This is a genomic window from Elongatibacter sediminis (genome assembly GCF_037892215.1).
GTDB classification, from domain to species: domain Bacteria; phylum Pseudomonadota; class Gammaproteobacteria; order Xanthomonadales; family SZUA-36; genus Elongatibacter; species Elongatibacter sediminis.
Window position 1 is genome coordinate 359,235 of the sequence record NZ_JAZHOG010000002.1, and the last position, 25,734, is coordinate 384,968.

General features: G+C 61.3%; 19 protein-coding genes and 4 tRNA genes. 8 read left to right on the top strand and 15 right to left on the bottom strand.

Going from position 1 to position 25,734, the window contains the following annotated elements:
- Window positions 1-128: 128 nt before the first annotated feature.
- Window positions 129-3,434: a TonB-dependent receptor gene (locus V3330_RS04270; protein ID WP_354694155.1), complete on the top strand. Its 3,306-nt coding sequence runs from the start codon at window positions 129-131 to the stop codon at window positions 3,432-3,434.
- A 168-nt stretch (window positions 3,435-3,602) separates the two neighbouring features.
- Here V3330_RS04270 and V3330_RS04275 read toward each other — a convergent pair whose 3' ends face one another.
- Together V3330_RS04275 and V3330_RS04280 are read right to left on the bottom strand one after the other, a co-directional pair.
- Window positions 3,603-5,510: a TonB family protein gene (locus V3330_RS04275; protein WP_354694156.1), complete on the bottom strand. Its 1,908-nt coding sequence runs from the start codon at window positions 5,508-5,510 to the stop codon at window positions 3,603-3,605.
- A gap of 10 nt (window positions 5,511-5,520) precedes the next feature.
- Complete coding sequence (locus V3330_RS04280) at window positions 5,521-5,913, bottom strand: BlaI/MecI/CopY family transcriptional regulator (RefSeq protein ID WP_354694157.1); 393 nt, start codon at window positions 5,911-5,913, stop codon at window positions 5,521-5,523.
- Between the two features lie 258 nt (window positions 5,914-6,171).
- On the opposite strand from V3330_RS04280, the gene V3330_RS04285 reads away from it, so the two are divergent.
- Window positions 6,172-6,248, top strand: a tRNA-Pro gene (locus tag V3330_RS04285).
- Window positions 6,249-6,475: 227 nt separating this feature from the next.
- On the opposite strand, the gene V3330_RS04290 is transcribed toward V3330_RS04285, so the two are convergent.
- On the bottom strand, window positions 6,476-7,102 hold the full coding sequence (locus tag V3330_RS04290) for a hypothetical protein (protein WP_354694158.1): 627 nt from the start codon (window positions 7,100-7,102) through the stop codon (window positions 6,476-6,478).
- 124 nt (window positions 7,103-7,226) lie between these two features.
- Between V3330_RS04290 and V3330_RS04295 the strand changes: the two genes are divergently transcribed.
- Window positions 7,227-7,862, top strand: coding sequence for a YkvA family protein (locus V3330_RS04295; RefSeq protein ID WP_354694159.1), 636 nt, complete (start codon window positions 7,227-7,229; stop codon window positions 7,860-7,862).
- Window positions 7,863-7,868: 6 nt separating this feature from the next.
- On the opposite strand, the gene pepQ is transcribed toward V3330_RS04295, so the two are convergent.
- The gene (gene pepQ, locus V3330_RS04300) at window positions 7,869-9,185 is read right to left on the bottom strand and encodes a Xaa-Pro dipeptidase (protein WP_354694160.1); all 1,317 of its coding nucleotides are present in this window, start codon (window positions 9,183-9,185) and stop codon (window positions 7,869-7,871) included.
- 219 nt (window positions 9,186-9,404) lie between these two features.
- On the opposite strand from pepQ, the gene cysS reads away from it, so the two are divergent.
- Window positions 9,405-10,826 carry a cysteine--tRNA ligase gene (gene cysS / locus V3330_RS04305; RefSeq protein WP_354694161.1) on the top strand — a complete coding sequence of 474 codons (1,422 nt, stop codon included), beginning with the start codon at window positions 9,405-9,407 and terminating at the stop codon, window positions 10,824-10,826.
- A 24-nt stretch (window positions 10,827-10,850) separates the two neighbouring features.
- Entirely contained in the window at window positions 10,851-11,276 is a 426-nt protein-coding gene (locus tag V3330_RS04310; RefSeq protein WP_354694162.1) for a SufE family protein, read from the top strand.
- A gap of 102 nt (window positions 11,277-11,378) precedes the next feature.
- Here V3330_RS04310 and V3330_RS04315 read toward each other — a convergent pair whose 3' ends face one another.
- Together V3330_RS04315 and dksA are read right to left on the bottom strand one after the other, a co-directional pair.
- A complete protein-coding gene (locus V3330_RS04315; protein WP_354694163.1) occupies window positions 11,379-12,446 on the bottom strand; it encodes an OmpA family protein in 1,068 nt (355 codons plus the stop codon).
- Between the two features lie 235 nt (window positions 12,447-12,681).
- Window positions 12,682-13,110 (bottom strand): RNA polymerase-binding protein DksA, encoded by a 429-nt coding sequence (dksA, locus tag V3330_RS04320; RefSeq protein ID WP_354694164.1) that lies wholly within the window; start codon window positions 13,108-13,110, stop codon window positions 12,682-12,684.
- 181 nt (window positions 13,111-13,291) lie between these two features.
- On the opposite strand from dksA, the gene yidD reads away from it, so the two are divergent.
- The 3 genes from yidD to V3330_RS04335 all read left to right on the top strand — a co-directional run bounded on the left by yidD (window position 13,292) and on the right by V3330_RS04335 (window position 15,898).
- Window positions 13,292-13,501: a membrane protein insertion efficiency factor YidD gene (gene yidD, locus V3330_RS04325; protein ID WP_354694165.1), complete on the top strand. Its 210-nt coding sequence runs from the start codon at window positions 13,292-13,294 to the stop codon at window positions 13,499-13,501.
- Between the two features lie 113 nt (window positions 13,502-13,614).
- Window positions 13,615-14,955, top strand: coding sequence for a dihydroorotase (locus V3330_RS04330; protein WP_354694166.1), 1,341 nt, complete (start codon window positions 13,615-13,617; stop codon window positions 14,953-14,955).
- A 157-nt stretch (window positions 14,956-15,112) separates the two neighbouring features.
- Entirely contained in the window at window positions 15,113-15,898 is a 786-nt protein-coding gene (locus tag V3330_RS04335) for an enoyl-ACP reductase FabI (protein WP_354694167.1), read from the top strand.
- A 69-nt stretch (window positions 15,899-15,967) separates the two neighbouring features.
- Here the strand turns inward: V3330_RS04335 and V3330_RS04340 are convergent, their stop codons facing one another.
- The 9 genes from V3330_RS04340 to V3330_RS04380 form a co-directional block, all read right to left on the bottom strand.
- Window positions 15,968-18,022 carry a SurA N-terminal domain-containing protein gene (locus V3330_RS04340; RefSeq protein WP_354694168.1) on the bottom strand — a complete coding sequence of 685 codons (2,055 nt, stop codon included), beginning with the start codon at window positions 18,020-18,022 and terminating at the stop codon, window positions 15,968-15,970.
- A gap of 166 nt (window positions 18,023-18,188) precedes the next feature.
- A tRNA-Asp gene (locus V3330_RS04345) sits at window positions 18,189-18,265 on the bottom strand.
- A gap of 8 nt (window positions 18,266-18,273) precedes the next feature.
- A tRNA-Val gene (locus V3330_RS04350) sits at window positions 18,274-18,349 on the bottom strand.
- 13 nt (window positions 18,350-18,362) lie between these two features.
- Window positions 18,363-18,635, bottom strand: coding sequence for an HU family DNA-binding protein (locus tag V3330_RS04355; protein WP_354694169.1), 273 nt, complete (start codon window positions 18,633-18,635; stop codon window positions 18,363-18,365).
- Window positions 18,636-18,985: 350 nt separating this feature from the next.
- Window positions 18,986-21,409: an endopeptidase La gene (gene lon / locus V3330_RS04360; RefSeq protein ID WP_354694170.1), complete on the bottom strand. Its 2,424-nt coding sequence runs from the start codon at window positions 21,407-21,409 to the stop codon at window positions 18,986-18,988.
- A gap of 237 nt (window positions 21,410-21,646) precedes the next feature.
- Window positions 21,647-22,918, bottom strand: coding sequence for an ATP-dependent Clp protease ATP-binding subunit ClpX (gene clpX / locus V3330_RS04365; protein WP_354694171.1), 1,272 nt, complete (start codon window positions 22,916-22,918; stop codon window positions 21,647-21,649).
- A 61-nt stretch (window positions 22,919-22,979) separates the two neighbouring features.
- Window positions 22,980-23,594: an ATP-dependent Clp endopeptidase proteolytic subunit ClpP gene (gene clpP, locus V3330_RS04370; protein ID WP_354694172.1), complete on the bottom strand. Its 615-nt coding sequence runs from the start codon at window positions 23,592-23,594 to the stop codon at window positions 22,980-22,982.
- A gap of 58 nt (window positions 23,595-23,652) precedes the next feature.
- A complete protein-coding gene (gene tig, locus V3330_RS04375; protein ID WP_354694173.1) occupies window positions 23,653-24,957 on the bottom strand; it encodes a trigger factor in 1,305 nt (434 codons plus the stop codon).
- 415 nt (window positions 24,958-25,372) lie between these two features.
- Window positions 25,373-25,457 (bottom strand) — tRNA-Leu (locus V3330_RS04380).
- Window positions 25,458-25,734 lie beyond the last annotated feature (277 nt).

Here is a 25,734-nt window from a genome sequence, read left to right on the forward strand (position 1 = left end):
AACATCAGCGGGAAGACCCTGACGGCGCCAGAAGAACTGACGGATTCCCGTGTACTAAACGCCCGCATCTGTGGCGACAATTCAAATAGGCAGGCAAAAAAATGATCAGACACTTACGTATTACGTTCATGACTGTAGCCATTGCACTGCTCGCTTTCCCGATGACCTCCCATGCACAGGAGACCACGGGTTCTCTGCGTGGAACCGTCACGACCGCGGGCGGTGACACCGTCGCCGGCGCCTCGGTGATCGTCCAGGACACACGCACCGGGTCCACCCGGTCGACGACGACCAACGAAGACGGCGGGTTCCAAATGCGGGGACTGGTCGTTGGCGGCCCATACGAGGTGCGTGTCTCTTCGCCAGACTACAAGCTCGCGGTGATCCAGGGCGTCATGACGAGCCTGGGAGAGGCCGTTACCCTGAATATCCCGCTGGAATCCGGCGATCTCGAGGAAGTAGTCGTCACGGCGTCGGCTCAGGTCACCGGTGCCGAACTGGCCATCGGACCGGGCTCGTCGTTCGGCATCGAGGACATCGAGTCCATGCCGTCCATCGCACGCCAGATCCGGGACGTCATTCGTATCGACCCCCGTGTCAGCCTCGGACGCGCGGACAATGGCGCCGGCTACGGCATCAACTGCCTTGGCGGCTCCTCGCGCTCGAATGCCTTCACCATCGACGGCAGTCTAGCCATCGACGGCTTCGGCCTGAACGAGGGAACCGGCACGTCCGCCCGGTTCGCCTTCCCGATTCCGTACGACACCGTGCAGTCGGCCTCGGTGGAATTTGCACCCCTCGACGTTCAGTACAGCCAATTTACCGGGTGCGCCATCAACGTCGTGACCAAGCCGGGTTCCAATGAATTTCACGGCTCCGCCTTCTATCTTTACAACGATGACGACCTGACCGGAGACTCCATCGACGGCAGAACCGTTATTACCGACCCCTTCGAAGACAAGAATTTCGGCTTCGATCTGAGCGGCCCGATCATCAAGGACAAGCTGTTCTTCACGGTCGCCTATGAAGAAACCGACGAGGGCGGCGTGCAGAATACCGGCCCCATCGGCGCCGGGTTCGCGAATGAAGACTTCCTGACCGTGGAGGAAGCCGAAGAGATTTCCAGCATTCTGCAATCCCAGTACGGCCGCGACCCGGGCTCGATCGTCCGCTCTCTGCCACAGACCAGCGAGCGCTGGTTCGTGCGCCTGGACTGGAACATCAGCGACGATCATCGCGCCGAATTCACCTACACCAAGCTGGAAGAGCTGAATCTGGATGAGGACGATCTCGGCTTCGACGGATTCACTTTCGAGGACAACTTCGAATTCGAAGGTATCGATCAGGATACGATTGGCGTGCGCCTGTTCTCGAACTGGTCGGACACGTTCTCGACGGAGTTTCGCTATTCCAAGTTCGATGTCACGGACATCCAGGGTCCCGCCGGTGGTGGCGAAGCCCAGGATCCCGACCCCATCACCCGGATTCAGGTCGAAGACGGTTCGGGCGACCCCATTCTCACCAGCGGCCCCGGATTTTTCCGGTCGGCCAACGATCTCCAGTATCAGATTACGCAGTGGAAGGCTTCCGCGGACTGGGTGATCGATGACCATACGCTGACCTTCGGTTTCGAGCAGGAGACGCGCGACATCTTCAACCTGTTCATCCCGGACGCCACGGGTACGATCGTGTTCGAGGACATTGACGCGCTCCGGGCCGGCACGGCGAAGGAGTTCTCCTTCAACGGATCTTTCACCCAGAACCCCAACGATGCGGCCGCCGCATTCGAACGCGACATCTACAGCGTCTATCTGCAGGATGAATGGCAGATCAACGACGCGTTTACGTTCATCGCGGGCATCCGCTACGACAAGTACGACTCGTCCGACTCACCGATCAAGAATCCGGTATTCGAGCAGCGCTACGGATTCTCAAACACCCAGACCTTCGACGGGCTGGACCTCATTCAGCCCCGAATCGGCCTGACCTGGGACCTGCCGACGAGCCGCTGGGGTGAAACCCAGTTACGGGTCGGCTATGGCGTGTTCGGCGGCGGCGACCCGACCGTTCACTTCGCCAATGCCTACCAGAACTTCGGCGGCGCTATCGGATTTGCCGATGAAGAGGACTCCCCGTGCACCGCGGCCGATTTGCAGGTGACCGACTCCAGCGGTCAGTTCACGGGTCTGCCGGACTGCCTGCGCGTTGCCGCGGCGAATGCCGCAAACGCCAACACGGGCGCGGTCGCGGCGGTCGACCCGGACTTCGATCTGCCGGCGAACCACCGCTACAACTTCGGCCTGCATCATTTCACCCGGTCGGACATCAGCTTCTTCGACAGCTGGGAAATCCAGTTCGATTACATCTACACGGAGCACAAGGACCGCCCGTTCTGGGTCGATCTGAGGCTTTCGCCCAACGGCAACACCATGCCAGACGGACGGCCCCAGTTCTTCGAGGTCGATCCACTGCTCCCCGGTTGCGACGCCATGTTCAACGGCATCGGCCAGGGCTTCAGCAACGCCGGAACCAGCGGCGGGCCGTGTGACGACACCCGCAATCCCAACCAGGACACCCTGATGACCAACGGCATCGACGGATCGACCGATTCCATCTCGATCCAGCTGTCCAAGTCGTTCATCCTGGGCGACCGCACCACTCTGGATGTGGGCCTCGGCTACGCATGGGTGGATTCCAAGTACGCCAGCCCGATCAACAGCTCGACAGCAGGCTCGAGCTATGAGGAAGTCGCCCTGGCCGTCCTGAATCAACCCCAGAACGGCCCGGGGCTGTGGGCCAATGAACACAACTTCGTCCTGCGGGCCCGGTTCCAGCACGACTGGGCCGACGGATACCCCTTCTCTGTCGCCGTCTTCCTGCAGCGCCGCTCCGGGCGTCCCTTCAGCTACACCTACGAGGACGACACGGTCGAGGACTATTTCGGAGATTCGGATGACGAGGAACGGATTCTGCTGCACGTGCCCACCGGGCCCGACGACCCGCTGTACGACTTCTCGCAGTTGTCCGATGCCGAAGTTACGGCGCTGTTCGATTTTCTCGACAGCTCGGGCCTGAGCGCCTATGCCGGCCGGGTCACACCGAAGAACGGTTTCGACGGCCCCTGGTACACCGATATGGACCTCCGCATCCAGCAGGACATCCGCCTGCCCTGGGGCTGGGGACACGACAACCATTCGCTCAGCATCTTCCTGGACATCGAAAACGCCCTCAATCTGTTCTTCGGCGATGACGAGAACGTCAGGAACTACACCAATACCGGCGATATCGAGGAAGGCGTGCGGGTTCTGGAAGTCCTGGGTGACGAAAGCAACCTGAATCAGTTCGTCGTCAGTGACTGGTTCGATGAAGGTGAGAACCAGGACGTCGACGACTCCGTGTGGCGCATTCAGCTGGGCATCCGCTACCGGTTCTGATGCAGCACTGCGGGATGACAGGTCAGGCCTGCCCGGAAATCATCCGGGCGGACGTGGAACCGGCAGCGACAGCGGTCGCTTCCCTGTGAGTCCCGTTCGGAAAGAGGTACTGCTCAAATGGCGGCTTCGGCCGCCATTTTCATGTGCCGAAACGCCTGCCCCGTCGACTCAATCCAGACGGGCGCCCTGATATTCCGGACTTCGCCGGGTCGGCGGATTCACGTAGACCACCACGGCATCGGGCGGCGCCATGCTGCAGGTGCGGCGACCGGTCGCCTGGCAATACCGCCGGCGTGGCCGTTCAGCCGGCAGGTCCTCGAGATCGAAGTCAAACGTCTGAGTCAGCCGCAGATTGGCCGCCAATCCCTCCGGCGGTTTGAACTTCCACTGTTTCATGGCCTTCTTGGCGGCCCGGTCGAACACGCCGATGGGTATGGAATCGACGACATCGATGTCGTATGGCTGGCCATCACCGTCGACGGAAAACGTGAGTTCGACCGACCCCTCGAGTTCGTAGGCGCGGGCCCGCCACGGATAGCGTGGTTCGACTTTTTCGACCACCACTGGATGGATTGAAACGGGTGACGAGATTCGTGCCGCGAACCTGTGCTGAGGCTGCGGAACGCGCTTCCCGGGCAGTGCCGTGACCGTGGCGCCGGACAGGGTAATGGGCCGCAGCCCAACGCCGACAAACAGGGTCGCCGGCTCTGCGGCTCGCTGAGGCGCTTTGTCTACGGTTGCCGGAGACAGATCCAGCCGGGCCGTTTCATACGGACCAGGATGGCTGGAAGGCGTCACGTGACCGGGTTCCGGCGCTGTCGGCACCGCATCGGCGGCAAGTGCCCTTTTCTGCACCGGAGGCAGCGCCGACGCACGAGACAAACCAGCCGTGATGAACGGCGACGGATCGGAAATCCGCCCCCGCGCCAAGGGCACCCGGGTTTGTGTGACGAAGCGATCCAGCCCCGCCCCCCAGGCCGCTCGCGAACGGCCCCAGGTTTTCCATTCGATGTCCGAGGCCTGCACCTGCGCGACGCTGGCGACCTGATTCAAGGCCCGCGACAGGGCCAGGCCCTGGTGCGCCCCCAGTGCGACGATCAGGGCCAGCGCGGCCATCAGTGAAATCTGCGCGTAAGCAGTCGATGAACGGGGTAGTTCCGCATCGACGATGCGTCGGATGCGGCCCATTAGATTACCGCCGGTGGCGGCCATGACCGCGGTGGGGGCATCCGGCCCGCGCAACATCTCGAGATTGGTCAGTGCGCGCGCATAAGTCGCCGGTTTACGGCAGCGTGAAACCACCAGGTCGTCACAGCAGTTCTCGCGCTCTTCGCGCACCCGCCGGGACATCCAGCGAATCGCCGGGTGATAGAACAGCAGGGTCTCCAACGTCACCTGCAGCCAGTTGATCAGGTGGTCGTAACGGCGAATATGTCCCAGTTCATGGGCGAGCACCATTTCCAGTTGCGCTGGCGGCAATCGCATCATCACGCTGGCCGGAATCACGATGACCGGCCGAATCCACCCCACCGCCATGGGCACGGTGATCCGGGCCGATTGCAGGACCCGTACGGCCCGGCGCAAGCCCAGTTTCTCTTCCAGGCCACGCGTCATGCGGGACACGGCTTCTCCCGCGTCCACGGCGTCTCGGCGCACGAGCCGACGGAGACCCAGCCAGTCCAGCGCGGCGCAACCCGACAACCACAACACCCCCGCCAGCCAGATCAGAACAACCCATGGAAGAGCAGGCTCGATGCCGTCCTGCAGCACTCCTGACATATCCGGCAGACTGCCCGACAACACGAGGAAGGAATTGACGGACTCGGACGCTGCCGTGAGCGTGAAGGTGGCGTCCGGCTCGTAGTAGATGGCGAATGTCGCACCCAGCGCCAGGATGCTCAGGCACAGGCCGCCCACGCCCGCCCAGTAGCGGAGATGCGCGCTCTCCCGGCTGGAAAGAACACAGACCAGCCAGAACCCGACGGCGATGAGACAACCCTGCCACAAAAAATGAACCAGGGCCCAGCCGAGCGCGCTGACCAGTCCGCTCGCCAGCATCAGGTCCGCACCACCCATTACATGGCCCTCAATCGTCCTCGAGTCGCTGCAGCAACTGGCGGATGTGTTCGATTTCCTCGCTGCTGGCCCGCTGCGATGAACCGAGTGCCTGCAGCACCAGCCGGGATGTGGATCCGTCGAACAGCCGATCGGCCAGATCGCTCAGGAACAACTTCTGCGTCTCATCCTTGCTGATCGCAGCCGAATAAACATGGGCGCGTTCCGAGTCGTCCCGCACCACCTGCCTTTTCTGATGCATCACCTGCAGCATCTTCAAAGCGGTGGTGTAGCCACTCTTCTCGATGCGATTCAGGGACTCGTGCACTTCACGCACGGTGCTCGGCCCCCGGTCCCAGAGAATGTTGAGAATCGTCAGTTCCGTGCGCGTGGGCTGCGGCACGCCTCCGGTTTCCGTATCCATTACCTGTTTACTCCTCTCGTCTTCCGCCAACCACTGTCATTCGTCACGGTTTCGTCCCTCGGCGAACCCGTGACCAGCAGTCGGGCGGGCCCGATCCAGTCGACCATTGTTGCAGGCTTGCAACACACGAAGATTATCGTACATCAGGCACCCGGGCCATTCAACGCACCACCCTCCCGATGCTTCCAATGGAACGGGGCTTTCTATAGAATATGCGCCCTCGCCCGCGCGCCCACGCCCGGACGAAAAATCGAAATTCGGGGTGTAGCTCAGCCTGGTAGAGCACTGCCTTCGGGAGGCAGGGGCCGGAGGTTCGAATCCTCTCACCCCGACCAGCGCATGCAAAAAACGGCCGCGAGGCCGTTTTTTCGTTGGGCGACTCTACTCCCCGAGACGCATTCGCGTGACCCGCCGCACGGCCGTTGGGGACGTCGCGCTGCAGCCGTGCCGGCTTTCGGCGCAGCCGAATGAAGGCGCGGCGGAAGCGCGACACCACCGCTGGTTGCAAGCGCCAGATGTCAGACCCTCTCACCCCAGTTTTCAGGTGGGTCTTGCCTGCCGGTCAATGCTGATGATGAGCGTTGGGCGCGCCGCCCGCCCGATGGACGTGTCCGCGATGGACGAGGCTGTGCATGATGGTGCCGGTAATGATCGCCTGCACGACCTGGATGACCCGGGTATCGGTATAAGGCAGCAGCGTGGCGGACCACTGATAACCGACAACAGTCACCAGCGCCATGCCGATCAGCATCGCCCAGGCCGCGCGTGCGCCGAAGGCCGGTTGCATGATCAGCCAAAGCATCAGGCCGACGCCGAATCGGTGCAGGATGATGGCAAGGGCCAGAACAGGTCCGGACGAATAGGCGCTGCCGGCGAGGCCTGCCCCGTCCAGCAGTGCATGCAGGAGCAGACCCGCCAGGGCCAGCGAGAGCGTGGCCAGGTGCATGGTTTCCGCGGCCCGCCGAACCAGGGTTTCCAGCAAACCCGGCAGGCCATAGCCGACGGACAGGTACAGCAGAGCCCAGAGCCCCAGTTCATGCACCGTATGCGGCACCAGGAGCAACATCACGAGCAGAACCAGTATCACCACCACGATGCGGTCGATCAGCCGCGCCGCCCCACCCTCGCGCGGCACCGAGAGGTACAGCACGGGACCGGCAAACAGCATGATGAGGGACAGTAGCAGCACGGCTAACCCGGAGTGCTCGAAAGGGCTGCGAATACTACCACAGCCGGGGTACGCGGCCCGTCCTCTGGTCCACTGCGCCGCCGTATTGATAAACTATTCGACCGACCCCCTCCATGACATGCCTGTGGACACTTCATCCATCGAGAAGATCATTGCGGATTGTCAGGCCGATCCGGGTTCCGACGAGGAGTTGCACGAATTGCTTGCGGCGATTGCCGAACGCCATGGTACGCAGGCATCCGGGGAGGCCCTGGCCCGTGGCGCGGATTTCGTCAAATCCTACGTGGAACAGGTGCCGTACATGATGAAGGTCGCGCACACGGCTGCCGGCAACGTCGGTCTGGCGCCCCAGATGGACCGTATTCTGCAATCGGTCGTTTCCTACTGGGAACAGGATGACGACATCATCCCCGACCACCTGGGCATCATCGGATTGCTCGACGATGCCTATTGCTCCCTGACGTCCCTGCAGACGGTCTCCGACCATTTCCAGTTGCAGACGGGAAAGTACCTGTTTCCGGACAACCTGACCGGCGCCAACCGCGTGATGCGGAGGATTATCGGCGAACCTTACGTAACGGATCTGGACCGGGTGGTCATTCGCACCATGCGCGACGCGCGGGTGGTCGAATCCATGATCGAACTCGCCAGCGAGGAAAAACGCCTCAACGTCGCGAACGAGAGCACCATCTGGAGCCATGGCTCGGCCGGCCGGATGAAAACCGACGGCCTGGAAGCGCTGGGTCTGACCGGGGACTGAAGGCTCTCAGCCCCCCTGCCCGGCAAACGCATCCCGGGTCAGATTCTCGGCACCCTCACGAGTCACCAGTACATTGTCCTCGATGCGTATGCCACCGCATGGCGCCAGGCTTTCAACAACGGCCCAGTCGACCGCAGTGGCATCGGCAGTTTCTTTCCAGCGACTCAACAACGGCTCTATGAAATAAATTCCGGGCTCGATCGTCAGTACGTTGCCGGGCTCCAGCTTCCGGGTCAACCGCAGGAACGGATGACCATCCGGGCGCGGCACGGGCGCGCCGTGATCATCCACCAGACCGGCCACGTCGTGCGTCTGCAGGCCGATGAAATGACCCAGTCCGTGCGGAAAGAAGACAGCGCTCAGACCGCTGGACACGGCCTCCTCGGGCGCGACGCGGATGATTCCGGCCGCGCGCAGTACCCCGGAGATTTCGAGATGGGCGCGCAGGTGCAGATCCCGGTAGTCCAGCCCGGGCCCAACCGCCGCGGCCAAATCCTGCTGCACGGTGTCCAGAGCCGAGATCAGGTCGGCGAACGCCCCGCTGTCACCCGCGTGGGTGCGCGTGATGTCCGATGCGTAGGCGTACTCGGTGGCGCCGGCGTCGATGAGAAAGGAACGGCTCGGCTCAGGTGCGACGCGCTCACGCTGCTGGTAATGCAACACCGCACCGTGTTCGTTCAGCGCGACAATACTGCCGTAGGGCAATTCGGCGTCGTTCTGCCGCACGGCCCTGAGGTATTCGAGATGAATGTCGAACTCGCTGCGTCCTTCCCGGAAAGCCCGCTCCGCCGCACGATGCCCGGCGACGGCCCGGCGGTTTGCGCGGCGCATGCAGTCGATCTCCCACCCGGTTTTTCGCGTGCGCTCCAGATGGAGCCGCATCAGGAGTTGTTCCGGATTGTGCTCCGCTCCCGGAATCGAACCATCCGGCCCCGTCTCATCGCCGATCACGGCAAGTGACGCGCCCGCACCCGGCAAGGCGGCCCGCCAGGCACCAGGCTCGCCCATGACGTCAATTTCAAATCGGTCCGACCACCAGGCCTCGGGATCGGTCGGTGGCAGGTGCCAGAAGTCCTCGGGCTGGTAGTACCACAGACGGGGCCGCTCTCCCGGACGCACCAGCAAGGCACAGTGCGGATGATGAGTCAGCGGCAACCAGGCCAGGAAATGCGGATTGGCCCGGAACGCGTACTCGAAATCATCGAGAAAACTGACCCGGGGTGATCCGGCCAGAACCAGCACGGCGTCGAAGCCTTCCTCCGTCGCGATGCGCTGCCACCGTTCCTGCATTTCCCGCACGTGAGCGGCGTACTGTTCGTTCATCTGTTCATCCTGTCGGAAAGCCCCCAAGTTTCAACCCGATCACCCGTTCCCGGACGCCTGCCGCCGGCCCGTTCTGGCGAACACTGAAGCACACACGGCACCGCCGCGTGGTTCCGACCGGGCGAATCTTGATAGAATAGCCGGCTTTGGTTCCGGCAATTCAGGGGCGGCCGGCCGGCAGCAACCGGCCGAAGCGCACCGGGCTGGAACGCACTTTAGATGCCGTTTCGGCATTTGGCAAACAGGACATCGGCCGTGGCCATCCAGCTCTACAATACGCTGACGCGCGAAAAACAGGCGTTCGAACCCCTGGATCCGAAGCGGGTGACGTTGTACGTTTGCGGCCCGACGGTCTACAACTACGCCCACATCGGCAATGCCCGGCCGGCCGTCATCTTCGATTTGTTGCGCCGGGTACTGGAACGCCACTACCCGGAGGTCGCCTACGCCCGCAACATCACGGATGTCGACGACAAGATCAACGCCGCCGCCGCCGAACGTGGCGTGCCCATAGAAGACATTACCTCGCGCTATACCGCGGCTTATCTGGAAGACATGGCGGCACTGGGCGTCAGACCCCCGACGCTGCAACCACGGGCGACCGGGCACATTGAGCCGATGATCCGAATGATCGAGCGACTGATCGAGTCGGGTCATGCCTATGTCGCTGAGGGCCACGTACTGTTCGCCATCGATTCCTACGACCGCTACGGCGCCCTGTCGCGCCGCGACATGCGCGAGATGGTGGCAGGCGCCCGGGTCGAAGTCGCACCCTACAAACGCCATCCCGGAGACTTCGTATTGTGGAAGCCCTCGGTGAAACCACAACCCGGCTGGGACAGCCCCTGGGGCTGGGGACGCCCGGGTTGGCACCTGGAATGCTCGACCATGGCCGAAAGCCACCTGGGCGAGACCATCGACATCCATGGCGGTGGCCAGGACCTGATATTTCCACACCACGAGAACGAGATCGCCCAGAGCGTGTGCTCCCACGGTGGCAAACCCTTCGCGCGCTACTGGATGCACAACGGTTTCGTGACCATCGAAAAGCGCAAGATGTCCAAGTCCCTGGGCAACACCCTGGTCGTGCACGAACTGCTGAAGTCGTGGCCCGGAGAGGTGATGCGCTACCTGCTGCTCAGCGCACACTACCGGCAACCGCTGGACTGGTCCGACCTGGAGCTTGAACGCGCCCGGCGCACCCTTGACCGGCTGTACGGCGTCCTGCGGACGGCCAGCGACCGATTCGGTCCGTTCGAGGCCGCCCCGCAGCCCGGCGAGGGCTTCCTCGCCGCGCTCGACGATGATCTCAATACGCCGGTAGCCCTGGCCGAATTCAACCGGGTAGCCCGCGAACTGGCCAAGGCCGAAGATCGCCAGACGGCCCGGACGCTTGCCGCCGAACTGCTGGCGGACGCCGAGCTGATCGGCTTGCTGCAGACCCCGTTCGACCAGTGGTTTTCAGCGGGCGCATCGGACGAGGAAGCCGCGCGCATCGACGATCTCATCGCCCAACGCAATGCGGCACGCGCGGATCGGGATTTCGCGACCGCCGACCGAATCCGCGATGAACTTACCGACATGGGCATTGTGCTCGAAGACCGCGACGGCCAGACCCGCTGGCGCCGTGCTGAACCCTGAACCGCGGGCGAAGTCTGAAAACCCATGAGCGACCCCAAACACGCGCAGGACGAAATTGTCCGTTCATTCAGCCTGTTTCCTGAATGGTTGGACCGTTACCAGTACCTGATCGACCTCGGCAAACGGCTCCCGGAGCTGAGTGAAGAGGAAAAAACGGACGACCGGCTGCTGCACGGCTGCCAATCGCGTGTCTGGCTGCACCTGGAAGGCGACCGGGACGAGGTTCGCATTCGTGCCAACAGCGATGCCGCCATCGTCTCGGGGCTGATTGCGCTGCTCATCCAGGTTTACTCGGGGTGCTCGGCGCAGCAGATCGTGGAAACGGAACCCACCTTCGTGCGTGACATCGGGCTCGCCGACCACCTCTCCCCTACCCGCGCCAATGGTTTGCACGCCATGCTTTCGGCCATACGCGGGCACGCCCGGGATTTGTTGACCGAAACCGCCTGAATCCGTTGCTCATCCCGGACCCGATGCCGGATATACCGAGAACGGACACAAAAAAAGGCCCGCCATGAGGCGGGCCTTTTTCGTTCTTGCCGTTAAACCGGATCAGCGATCGAGAACGATCAGCTCAACCCGGCGGTTCATCTGACGACCGGCCGACGTGTCATTGGTCGCCACCGGTTGCAGTTCGCCGTAACCACGCGCGGTCAGGCGGCTGGCCCGTACACCCTGATTTACCAGGTAATCGCGTACCGCATTGGCGCGGCGCTCTGACAGACCCTGGTTGTACTGCTCGGTACCGACGCTGTCGGTGTGACCGGCAACTTCAACCACAACACGCTCGTGGGTATTCAGGAGCTTGGCCGCGTCATTGAGTATCACGATCGCCTCGGGGCGCAGGGTGGCCTTGTCGAAATCGAAGTGCACGTTTTCAAGCGAAATAACCGCTTCGACTTCGCAACCGTCGAGGTCGACCACGGCACCCGGACGTGTGTTCGGGCACTTGTCGCGCTCGTTCGGTACGCCGTCACCATCCAGATCCGGATTGGGCGGCGGAGGCGGTGGCGCGGCCGGTTTGGCCGGCGGGGGCGGCGGTGGCGCATCAACCCCGCCGAAGTCGTAGCTCAGACCCACGCTGTAGAAGAAATCCTTGAAATGACCGCGCGGCGGCAGACTGCCACTGTCGTAGTCGTTGCGCCACATGACCTGGGCGCGCATGGACCAGTGTTTGGCCATCTGTCCGGCAACACCCAGAGCGACGCTGATTCCGGTATTGGTGTCCTCGTCGAGCACGCTGCGGTGCTTGGTGCGACCGAGACCGGCACCCACGAAAGGCCGCAAGGTTTTTTCACCGAAATGATACCGGGCCATCAGTCCATACGTGGACAGCTTCCAGTCGTCGTAGGTCGCACCGGGCACGACGGTATCGAAATCGCGATAGGTCGCTTCGAATTCGTCGTATTCAAAGTCCAGGCTCAGGTTGTCGCCGAAAAAGCGGCCGAAACCGATGGAATGCCAGGTGTCGCCATCACGGGTGTTTCGGGCCGAATCGAGACTGGCCCCACCGATCTGGTAAGTGAAGTGCCACGGCTGATCGCCGTCGGCGTGGGTTGGCGCACTGCCAAGCGCCAATACGGCTACCGAGACGGCTGTTATTGATTTTGAAATTTTCACGCAACGCTCCTCCTTGCCTCAAAAGGGCACATCTATCTGGTAAGTGCCCGCTCACCTTTGCGGACGCAATAGGCGAATCCATGTTTATGATACTAGAGTACCGGGGACTTGTTAAGAAAACATTAAAGCCGCAACCCTTTACCGGGAAGCGGAAGAATTGGCGCCCGCGGACGTGACAGTGACCGGACTGGCCTGACGGGCCCGGCATCGGCCCACTGCGGGCCATGCCGATCGTTTAGCGGGAATCGCCCTGCTGGCGCTGTTTGAGTTCACGCCGTTCCTGTGCGTCCAGGCACAGGGTGGCGATGGGTCGTGCTTCGAGCCGGTCCAGACCGATTTCCTCACCGGTTTCCTCGCAATACCCGTATTCGCCTTCCTCGATCCGGTTCAGCGCCTGATCAATCTTGTTGATCAACTTGCGATAGCGGTCCCGGGTGCGCAATTCCAGGCTGTTTTCCGTTTCACGGGTTGCGCGTTCGACTTCATCACCCACATCACGTACCTCGTGTTGCAGGTTGCTGATCGTTTCACGCGATTCCTCGACCAGCTCGTCGCGCCAGTTCACCAGCTTCTGACGGAAATACTCCAGATGCTTGGCGCACATGTACTGCTCTTTCTTGAGCGGCTTGTAATTCTTTTTCAATTTCACACGGTTGTTGGTCATCGTGCTAACCTACTCCTGAATTCAAAAAATCGAAAAATTTATCTATCTTTCTGTTTTTTCGACTTTTTTACTGGTTCGGGCGGGAAGCCCGGCCGAGAAAAATTGCAGTGTTATAGCCGAACTGGCGCTCCACGGCAAGCCTTTTTCACTTTCAAACCCGACTCACATACACGTTTTGTCCATGAAAAAGCTCCTCCAGGGCCTGATTCGCGCCTACCAACTGATGCTGAGTCCTTTTCTCGGCAATCACTGCCGATTCACCCCGAGCTGTTCCCGCTACGCAGCGGAAGCCATCGAACGCCACGGGGCGCTGCGGGGAAGCTGGCTGGCCATTCGCCGCATCGCGCGCTGCCATCCACTGTGTCCGGGGGGATTCGACCCCGTTCCATGACCGTGGTTTCCCAACCCCCGCCGGAAAGCCTCTTTTTCGCTCATCCGACCCGGTACAATAACCTTTCACGCCGCCCGTGACCGGGCGCCTCAAAATCGGACTCCAATCCCCCTATGCCGCAACGATTGCTGATCAAAAACGCCCTCCTCGTCAACGAAGGCGACATCCTGCCCGGCGACCTGCTGATCGACAAAGGCCGCATCGCGCGCATCGACCGCGAAATCGCCGCCTCCGATTCCGACCGCATTCTCGATGCCGGCGGCCTGCATGTCATGCCCGGCATGATCGACGACCAGGTGCATTTCCGTGAACCCGGTTTGACCCACAAAGGCGACATCGGTTCGGAATCCCGAGCGGCGGTGGCCGGCGGCATTACCAGTTTCATGGAAATGCCGAACACACTGCCGCCCACCGTGACCCTGGATGCGCTGGAGGACAAGTACCGGATTGCGGAACGTTCCGCCCACGCCAACTACGCTTTCTATCTGGGTGCCACCAACGACAACCTGGATGTCGTACGCGCACTGGACCCGAAATCCGCCGCCGGCATCAAGGTATTCATGGGTGCCTCGACAGGCAACATGCTGGTGGACGATGAGACCGTGCTGCGCGGTATTTTTCGCGATGCCCGTGTACCCATCACCACTCATTGCGAATCCACACCCATGATCCAGAAAAACCTGGCTGCCGCCCTGGACCGGTACGGTGAAAATATTCCGGTAACCGAACATCCCGTCATTCGCAACGCCGAGGTGTGTTATGCCTCTTCCAGCATGGCCGTGGCGCTGGCGCGCGAAGCCGGCGCCCAGTTACATGTTCTGCACCTGACAACGGAGCGGGAAATGGAATTGTTCGAACCGGGACCAGTCGAGGGTAAGTCGATCACGGCCGAGGTCTGCGTGCATCACCTCATCTTCAGTGCCGACGACTACGCCAGCATGGGCAACCGCATCAAATGCAACCCGGCCGTCAAGTCGGCGGCTGACCGTGATGCACTGCGCCTGGCCCTGCGCGAGGGCAGAATCGACATCATCGCCACCGACCACGCGCCGCACACCCGGGAAGAGAAAGCCAGCGACAATTACCTGACGGCGCCGGCCGGCCTGCCCCTGGTGCAGGAGGCGCTGCCAGCTGCCCTGGAACTCTACCACGACGACATGCTCAGTCTGCCCGGTGTCGTGGAGCGCACGGCCCACAACCCGGCCGTCAGGTTTTCCGTCGGCGACCGTGGATTTTTGCGCGAGGGCTACTATGCCGACCTGGTCGTGGTTGACCTGTCACGCCCGACCGAGCCCAGCGCGAAGCGCGTTCTGTCGCGCTGCGGCTGGAGTCCGTTCGAAGGCCGGGCCCTGCGCTCGTCCATCGTGACCACCCTCGTCAACGGTGTGCCGGCCTGGCAGGACGGCAAGGTATGCGAGCACGATGCGGCCATGCGCCTGCGATTCGACCGCTGAATACACGGCTGCGAGACCCGGTTGCCGGCGGAACGTGACCGGTCCGTTCTGGCAAACCTCTCGATGCCCGTTCTTAACACAACCGGCGATTTGCAGTACCCTGCGCCGAATCTGAACAACCCGTCCGTACGGACCGTCCGAGGAGTACATAACCACCATGGGATTTCTTGAAGGCAAACGTGCATTGATTGTCGGCATCGCCAGCCCCCGCTCCATTGCCTGGGGCATCGCCGAGGCCATGCGGGCCCAGGGCGCGGAACTCGCGTACACCTACCAGAACGACAAGTTACGCACTCGGGTGGAAAAAATCGCCGAGGCCACGGAGTCCGATATCCTGGTGCCCTGCGACGTCGCCTCCGACGCGGAGATTGACGGTGTTTTCACCGAGCTGAAAAAACACTGGGACCATTACGACATCCTGGTTCATTCGGTGGGTTTCGCACCGCGTGAACAGCTCGATGGTGACTACATGGACGTCATCAACCGGGAAGGCTTCCAGATCGCCCACGACATCAGTTCGTACAGCTTCGCGGGACTGGCCAAGGCTGGACTGCCCATGATGCAGGGCCGCGATGCTTCCATGCTGACCCTGACCTACATGGGCTCGGAGCGGGCCATGCCGAGTTACAACGTCATGGGTCTGGCCAAGGCCAGCCTGGAAGCGAACGTCCGGTATATGGCCCAGAGCCTGGGCCCGAAAGGGATTCGGGTCAATGCCATTTCGGCCGGGCCGATCAAGACCCTGGCCGCGGCCGGCATCGCCAGATTCCGCAGCATGCTCAGTCACGTGGAAGAAACCGCACCCCTGCGACGTGCCGTGACGACCACGGAAGTCGGCAATGTCGCCGCTTTCCTGTGTTCCGACCTGGCCTCCGGCGTGACCGGCGAGATCACTTATGTCGACGGCGGCCACAACATCATCGGCATGGCCGGCATCAAGTAGCGCCCCACCGACCGGCGGGGCCGGTCGGATCCGGCCGCGCCGATGAACGGCGCGCCGGATCGATGACGATCAGAGCCGGTCTTCGTAGATATCGATCTCGGACTGGCTGCGCAGCATCCGGATAAACCCGAAAGCCTCTGCACTGGCTGCCGCGTTGGCGATGCGGCGGCGCTGCGTCTGCTGCTGGATCAACTCGTCGTCGCTCAATTCTCCGTCGCGAACCGCCGTCAACCGGACGACCGCATAGGCCTGATCGAGTTCGATGATCGCGACGCGCGGGGCGTCATCCGAAGGCGGCTGCAGACGGAATAGCTCACCCACGAGGCCGGCCGGCAGATCGGTGGAGTTGCGTGTGGCGGCTTCGGCCGACACCCGCTCCAGACCTTCGTCAGTCGCCAGTGCGGTCATGTCCGCACCATCGGTGATCCGGGCCATCAGGGATTCGGCCCGTTCCGCCGCCGCCTGCATGGCACGGTCCTGGCGCACGGCCGCGATGACCTCGTCGCGCACTTCTTCCAGCGGACGGATACTTTCGGGAATGTATTCGTTGAGCCGCATCAGCACGATGTGATTTTCACCCAGATCGACCGGATCGCTCACCGACCCCTGCTGCAGCACAAGATCGGAAAACGCCGTGCTCACCACATCGGGATTCGCCGCGATACCGGTTCCGCCGTCCCGTCCGAACGGACCGGCTTCCTGAATGGTCAGGCCCAGTTCCTCGCCGGCCGCCAGCAGGGTCGTGGGGTCTTCATAGATGATGTCGATCAGGCGGTCTGCCTGCTCCAGGAAGCGCCGTTCCTGCTGTTCGGCCACCAGTTCCTGCATCAGGGTGTCCCGGGCCTCTTCAAAGGACATGCCTTCGGCGGGGCGGACATCGCGCAACAGAATCACATGCCAGCCGAATCCGGTCTGAATCGGTTCCGAGACCGGGCTTTCCAGACTGAGTTCATACAGCGCATCTTCGAATGCCTGCACCATGAAACCGGGCTCGACCCAGTCCAGGTCACCACCCAGGGACGCCGAACCCGCATCTTCGGAATACGTGCGAGCCAATTCGGCGAAATCAGCACCATCCCTCGCCTGTTGTGCCAGATCGGCGGCCTTCTCACGCACGGTCTCGACCGCAGCTTCATCCGCGTCGGGCGCAACCTCGAGCAGAATGTGCGATGCCAGCCGCGCTTCCGGGGTGATGAACCGCGCCTGTTGTTCTTCGAAGCGGGCACGCAACTCATCTTCGCTCGGCGCGACATCCTGCTCCAGCGCCGAGGCATCGAGCTCGATAAATTCGATAATGACCTGCTCAGGAGACCGGTAATCCTGCTGATTCGCCTCGTACCACGTAACCAGCGCCTCCTCGGACAGGTCCGCCGCCATGGCCGGTTCCGAATCGGCTACGGGCTCGGACACAGCCTCCCCAGCAGCCTCTTCGTTGGCCGCTTCCGGGGCGGCCGTATCATCTTCCGCGGCAACGGCTTCCTCGCCGGTTTCGGGCATCTCGCCGACCGGCTCGCCTTCATCGCCGTCGATGACGGCCGGCACGATAAGCGCCTCAAATTCGCGTTCCTGATCGTGCAGGCGCACGTATTCGCGCAACTCCCAGTCGGTGGCGATGGCGCTGCTGGCGATGGTACCGGGGTACTGATCGAGGATCAGCTGTGCACGCATGTCGTTCTCGAACTGCTGCGGGGTACTGCCCTGGGCCAACAGACGACTCTGGTAGACGTCATGATTGAATTCGCCATCGACCTGAAACGCCGGGATGTTGCGAATGGCCTCCGCCAGCCGCTGATCGTCGACCGCCAGGCCGGTCTCCAGTGAGACCTGCGACAGCAATTCCTGGTTGATCAGACTTTCCAGGTGCTGGCGTCGGACGACTGGCTGGTCGAACTGTTCAGCGTCGAAGTTTGCACCGAGCAGCGACTGCATGCGCCGCCGATAATTCTGAAAACTCTGGGTGTATTCGGTCTGCGTGATCTCAACGTCGTTCACGCGGGCGACCGCGTTTACCGCATCGGGCTGGAAGTAGGAACTGACGCCGACGAGAGCGAATGGCACCACGAGGATACCCAGAATAAAGACGGCCAGAATGCCGGACAGCCGTTCACGGATGGCTTGAAGCATATGCGCACTCGATTAATCAACCAAACGCCGACTATAGCCGGCGGGACGCTAGCCCGGGAATTGCACCCGTTCTCTGCTGCACCGGTACATACACACACTACGGATGCAGAATTCAGGCTAGCCCACAATGAAAAGGGCGCCTTCAAGGCGCCCTTTCACGATTAGGTGGCGGAGTGGACGGGACTCGAACCCGCGACCCCCGGCGTGACAGGCCGGTATTCTAACCAGCTGAACTACCACTCCGCAAAATCTGGTGGGTGCTGACGGGCTCGAACCGCCGACCCTCGCCTTGTAAGGGCGATGCTCTTCCAACTGAGCTAAGCACCCTTCAGAAGGCGCGCTAGTTTACGGCATCCTTGAGTGCTTTACCAGCCTTGAATGCCGGGTTTTTGGAAGCCTTGATTTTAATCGTCTCGCCAGTGCGGGGATTGCGGCCGGTACGGGCTGCGCGCTTGCGCACAGCGAAGGTGCCGAACCCTACGAGCGATACGGTCTGCCCTTTCTTCAAAGCCTTGGTGATGGATCCGATAAACGCGTCAACAGCACGACCGGCGTCAGCCTTGGTCAGGCTCGCGGAGTCGGCAATTGCATCAATAAGTTCAGATTTATTCATTCTAGCACTCCATTTTTAATGAGTAGGCGATGAGTTGAACGTGCTTGCAGAAGCCACCGACACCCAGACCCAGTCGGCTGATTCTTTGCGTCGCGAAAGCAGCGGAAACTCCCGGAAAGCCTTATCTGGCAAGGCCTGCAAGCCGTGGGTGAATACTAATACGGGTGCCGGTACGGCGCAACACAAATACTGGCCAATGAACAAGTGTTAAGTGAAGTTCGAGCGCCAAGCTGCTCATTGTGTGTGAAATACCGGGCGGCTACGTAATTCCGAAGTTTCAGTCAGACGGGCCGATCGCCAGGATAATTTGACGATCGGCGCCGTCCGCGCGCCCCGGGGCACAACTACTGTCAATGCGTGAGAACGGCCTTCTCACCCTTGGCGCGGCCCGGCTTGTCGGCTTCCAACGCCGCCGGCAACGGCTTCGGCATCTCGGTGAGCGCGAGCTTGAGGACCTCGTCGACGGTCGATACCGGGTGAATTTCCAGCTTGTTGAGAACCGCCTTGGGAATCTCGACCAGATCCTTTTCATTCTCTTCCGGAATGAGCACGGTACGGATACCGCCACGCTGCGCCGCCAGAAGCTTTTCCTTCAGTCCACCGATGGGCAATACCTTGCCGCGCAGGGTGATCTCGCCGGTCATCGCCACGTTCGCGCGGACCGGAATCCGCGTCAAAGCGGACACCAGGGCTGTGCACATGGCGATACCCGCCGACGGACCATCCTTCGGTGTCGCGCCTTCGGGAACGTGCACGTGGGCGTCGTACTTCTGGTAGAAGCCCGACTCGATGCCCAGTCGCTCGGCGCGGCTGCGGACCACCGTCATCGCGGCCTGGATGGATTCCTGCATGACCTCACCGAGGTGCCCGGTTTGCGACAGCCGGCCTTTTCCGGGCACCAGGGTGGCCTCGATGCGCAGCAGTTCGCCACCCACCTCGGTCCAGGCCAGACCGGTCACCTGACCGATTTCATTGTTCTCCTCGGCCACGCCGTACCGGAACCGGCGCACACCCAGCAGACTCTCCAGGTTGCGAACCGTCACGGTTACCTTCTTGAGCTTCTTCTCCAGGGTCAGCCGCTTCACGGACTTGCGGCAGATCTTGGCCAGTTCGCGTTCCAGGTTGCGCACACCGGACTCACGCGTGTAATAGCGAATGATGTCGGTGAGCACCGCGTCACTGACACTCAGTTCATCATCCTTGAGCCCGTTGGCCTCCATCTGCTTGGGCAACAGGTAGCGGCGGGCGATGTTGCGCTTCTCATCCTCGGTGTAACCCGGGATGCGAATGACCTCCATGCGATCGAGCAAGGGGCCCGGAATGTTCAACGAATTGGCGGTCGCGATGAACATCACTTCGGAAAGATCGAAGTCGACTTCCAGGTAATGATCGCTGAACGTGTTGTTCTGTTCCGGGTCCAGCACTTCGAGCAGCGCCGAGGACGGATCGCCGCGGAAGTCCATCGACATTTTGTCGAGTTCGTCGAGCATGAACAGTGGGTTCCGGGTACCGACCTTGGCCATGTTCTGCACCACCCGGCCCGGCATCGAACCAATGTAGGTGCGGCGGTGGCCACGGATCTCAGCCTCGTCGCGCACACCCCCCAGGGACATACGCACGAATTCGCGACCGGTGGCCCGGGCGATGGAGCGGCCGAGACTGGTTTTGCCCACTCCGGGCGGTCCCACCAGACACAGGATGGGGCCCTTGATCTTGCGCACCCGCTGCTGCACCGCCAGGAACTCCAGGATTCGTTCCTTCACCCGCTCGAGTCCGTAGTGATCCGCTTCGAGAATCTCTTCGGCCTTTTTCAGTTGCTTGCGAATCCGGCTGCGTTTTTTCCACGGCACGTTCAACATCCAGTCGATGTAGTTACGTACCACCGTGGCTTCCGCCGACATCGGCGACATCATCTTGAGCTTGTTCAGCTCGGAAGTGGCCTTTTTCTCGGCCTCCTCCGTCATGCCGGATTCCTTGATCCGGCGCTCCAGGTCCTCCAGGTCGTTGGGCGCGTCTTCCATGTCGCCCAGCTCTTTCTGGATGGCCTTCATCTGTTCGTTGAGGTAGTACTCCCGCTGGCTTTTCTCCATCTGCGTCTTGACGCGGCCCCGGATGCGCTTTTCTAGCTGGAGCACGTCGATTTCGCCTTCGACCAAGGCCATCAGGTGTTCCATGCGACGGCGCGGGCTGCCCATTTCGAGCAGCACCTGTTTTTCTTCCAGGCGAATGGCCATATGCGCGGCCACCGTATCGGCCAGCCGACTCGGATCCTCGATGCCGGCCAGGGTCGTGAGCAGTTCGGGCGGAATCTTGCGATTCAGTTTGACGTATTGCTCGAACAGCGAGACCAGCGACCGCATGGTGACTTCCAGCTCGCGTTCGGTGGCCTCTTCTTCCACCGGCACCAGGTCCCAATACGCCTCGAAGTAGCCGCTTTCGGACTGGTACTTGGAAATATTCACACGCTCCCCGCCCTCGACCAGAACCTTGGTTGTGCCGTCGGGCAGTTTGAGCAGCTGCAGCACCGTCGCCAGGGTGCCGACCTCGAACAGGTCGGCCTCCTCGGGATCGTCGACGTCAGCGCTGCGCTGGGTCACCAGCAGGATGCGTTTGTCCACATCCATGGCCCGGTCCAGCGCGAGAATGGAACGCTCGCGCCCGACAAAAAGCGGGATGACCATATAGGGGTACACCACGACATCGCGCAGGGACAACACCGGCGTTGGCTGATTGGCCATGGGCAGGCTTGGTTTGCTGGTCGTTTTCTCGGACATCGGTTCCTCTCCGGCAGCGGCCACGCGATGCAGGGCCAGCGCGGCGGCCTGAAGCCTGTGTTCAGTGAAATACTAGGCGGGGTCGAAAACCCGTTCAAGCAGGACTACCGCAAATATTGTTCCCGCCCCGCGTTTTTCAAGTGACGCGGTGCATCCGGAAGCCAATCTGAATGGCCTGGTGCCAGGCTGTGGATCACCGGAGACAGGACCGTCGCCGGCAGGCATGCAAGGGTGTGATCAGTCTCCGCCCTGCGCGGCCTGGGGAGTGTTTTCGTACAGAATGTACGGCTCCGCTTCACCCTCGATGACGGTTTCATCGACGACGACCTTGGAGACACTCTCCAGCGACGGCAGATCATACATGCTGTTCAGTAGCACGCCTTCGAGAATCGTACGCAGGCCGCGGGCACCGGTTTTGCGGGCCATGGCCTTGCGCGCGACGGCCAGCAGCGCGTCCTCGCGAATTTCCAGCTCGGCGCCTTCCATCTCGAACAATTGACGGTATTGCTTGACCAGTGCGTTCTTGGGCTCGACCAGGATGCGCACCAGCGCTGCTTCGTCGAGTTCCTCCAGCGTCGCGACAACCGGCAGGCGCCCAACGAACTCTGGAATGAGCCCGTATTTGACGAGATCTTCCGGCTCCACGTCGAGCAGCAGTTTGCCGATGTTGTCGACCCGCTCGCGGTTCTTCACATCGGCGGAAAATCCGATACCGGCGGATGCGGACCGTGCCTGGATGACCTTTTCCAGGCCGGCAAAGGCCCCACCACAGATAAACAGGATCTGGCTGGTATCGACCTGCAGGAACTCCTGCTGCGGGTGTTTGCGGCCGCCCTGCGGCGGCACCGAGGCAATGGTGCCCTCGATCAGTTTCAGCAGTGCCTGCTGGACACCCTCACCGGAGACGTCCCGCGTGATCGACGGATTTTCCGCCTTGCGCGAAACCTTGTCGATCTCATCGATATAGACAATGCCGGTCTGCGCTTTCTCGACGTCGTAGTCGCACTTCTGCAACAGTTTCTGGATGATGTTCTCGACGTCCTCGCCAACGTAACCGGCCTCGGTCAGAGTGGTGGCGTCGGCAATCGTGAACGGAACGTTGAGCATGCGGGCCAGGGTCTCTGCCAGCAGGGTCTTGCCGGAACCGGTGGGCCCTATCAGCAGAATATTGCTCTTGCTGAGCTCGATGTCATTTTCGCGCCCGCGGGTTTCCAGGCGTTTGTAATGGTTGTACACCGCGACCGACAGCACTTTCTTGGCATGATCCTGGCCGATGACGAATTCGTCGAGAAAGGCGTGAATTTTGTGCGGGTTCGGCAGTTTGGCGCGGTCGGTGGCGCCGCTCTCCTCGAGTTCCTCACGAATGATGTCGTTGCACAACTCGACGCACTCGTCGCAGATGTACACGCTGGGGCCGGCAATGAGTTTCCGTACCTCGTGCTGGCTCTTGCCGCAGAACGAGCAGTACAGAATTTTGCCGTCGGAACCCTTGCGTTCGAGGTCAGTCATGTTGTGCTCTTAATACGCATTCGTTAGAAATTCCACTATCGCAGTGAAAAGCTTACCTTTTTTACTTCTCGGAGTCGACTCCGCGATTCACCAGAATGCGGTCGATCAGACCATATTCCAAGGCTTCATCAGGACCCATGAAGTTGTCGCGCTCGGTATCGCGCGAAATGTTCTCCACGCTTTGACCGGTATGATTGGCAAAGATTTCATTCAATTGACCGCGTAATTTGAGAATTTCGCGGGCGTGAATATCGATATCCGATGCCTGCCCCTGGTACCCGCCCAGCGGTTGGTGAATCATGACCCGGGAGTGCGGCAGGCACAGCCGCTTGCCGGAGGCACCAGCGGCCAGCAGCAACGCTCCCATGCTCGCTGCCTGCCCGATGCACATGGTACTTACGTCACAGCGGACAAACTGCATGGTGTCGTAAATCGCCAGCCCAGCACTTACAACGCCGCCGGGACTGTTGATGTACAGGTTGATGTCTTTGTCGGGATTCTCTGATTCGAGGAACAGCAGCTGGGCCACGATCAGATTGGCCATGTGGTCCTCGATCGGCCCCACCACGAAGATCAGCCGCTCTTTGAGCAGCCGGGAATAGATGTCGTAAGCGCGCTCGCCACGCGAACTCTGCTCCACGACCATCGGGACGAGATTCAGTGCCTTGGTATCCATTTGCCTCTTTCTGCCTCCCCTGGCCGCGGCGCCCGGGTTGTCCTACCCCTCCCGACGCTCAGCGGGACAGGTTGGACGCCTCCGCGATAACGTCCTTGAACGGAGTTGCCGTGGCTGACACTTTAGCGTTTTCCAACACCCAGTCAACCACTTGCTCCTCGAGTACGGAATTTTCGACCTGCGCCATGAGCTGCGGGTTTCCGTAATACAACTGCAGAACCTCGGCCGGATTTTCGTAAGTCTGGGCGATGGTCTCGATTGCGCTGCGCACACGTGTGTTGTCGATACGAAGGGCATTCTGGCGTGCGATTTCGCCCATGATCAAACCCCCACGGACCCGCGATTTCGCCGGCTCGGCGAACGCACTCGCCTCATCCGCCGACGGCTCACGGCCTTCCTGAGCGGCGACGCGGGCCGCCATGCTGTTCGCTTCCTGGTCCACAAGACCGGCGGGAACCTCGAGATCTGGCAGATGATCCATCAGGGTGTTGATGATTTTGACCTTCATGATCGACAGCGTCGCCTGGCGCAATTCGCGCTCGAGGTTGGCTCGGATCTCGTCACGCAGCGACGCTTCCGTCCCGTCCTCCACGCCAAACCCACGGATGAAGGCTTCATCGACTTCGGGCAGACGCGGCTCCGCGACCTGGTCGAGCTTCAATTCGACTTTCGCCTTCTTGCCCGCCAGGGCCGGCTCGCGAAAAGCCTCGGGGAATTCCAGCTCGGTTTCGGTGCTCGCGCCTGATTCCAGCCCGGCCAGCGCGGATTCAAGTTCTTCGAATCCCGATTGCCCCATGATCAACGCCAGGCGCTGGTGCCCTTCTTCCGGCACCCGGCCCTCGTCGGTTTCCGCCACGTACTCGAACGCCACCTGATCATCATTCTGCGGTGAACGCTCAACCGGCTCGAAGGTCCGGCGCTGTTCCCGCAGCGTCTGCAGCATTTCGTCGATATCGGATTCAGCGACCTCGGCCTCGGGCTTCTCAAATTCCATGCCGGATACATCGACATGATCGATTTCCGGATAAACCTCAAGGACGGCACTGAACTGCAGGTCTCCCTGCTGCTGAACATCCGGCGCATCGTCGACCTGGGGTGATGATGCCGGGCGAAGATTTTCGTCCCGGATAGCCTGCTGCAAGCCGTTTTGCATGGCTTCGCTGGCAATTTCCAGGCGAACCTGCTTGCCATAACGCTGGCGCACCACGCTCATGGGCACACGGCCCGGGCGAAAGCCTTTGATTTTGACCTGTTTACTCAGCTCTTTGAGCCGCGAGTCAACTTTCTGGTCGATTTCGGAACCCGGGATCTGCACGGTGAGGCGACGCTGCAGGCCGCCGGTATTTTCTACGGATACTTCCATTTAAAGTGTCTCGTTTGCCTTCATACGCCGCTGGCGCAGCGTAAACCGGCTGCACTCAACTGCACGGAATGCGTTTGCTCTGATCATGCTTCGCATGACCAACCGCAAACGACTTCGTCTCGTTTGCCTTCATACGCCGCTGGCGCAGCGCAGGTGTTAGCAGCTGTGCGATTTGCGCGTAGCGCAAGAAGCGCTGCTGCGTCACCGTCGCGCGTGTAAACCGGCTGCACGGCCTACGGCTGCACTTCCTTACTCATTGAGCTGCGCTCAATACGTGCGGGCGTTTTCGCCTGTCCTCAACTGCACGGAATGCGTTTGCTCTGATCATGCTTCGCATGACCAACCGCAAACGACTTTGTCTCGTTTGCCTTCTCACGCCTCTGATGCCCTGCCCTCTATGGCACCTGCGCATCGTTGGTGCGAAAGGGGAGACTCGAACTCCCACGGGTTGCCCCACTGGAACCTAAATCCAGCGCGTCTACCAATTCCGCCACTTTCGCCTGATTGGTCAGCCTGGAGACACCCGGGCGCTTACCGGGCGTTTCCCGCAATGGGCATCGGGTAATCCGGGAAATTTCCGGAACCCGGTTCGAGTCCGGCCCTGCCGGTGTGAAAGCTCTGCCTACTTCGCTTTCACTGCCGGTCTTTAATTGGTGGGCCATCCAGGACTCGATTCCTATCGTGGCTCCGCGTCGCTTCTTGCGCTTACGCGCAAACCGCAACGCTCCGCCGGCATTGATGGCTTCCTCGCTTGCCTGCGGCAAGTCTCCGAAAGCC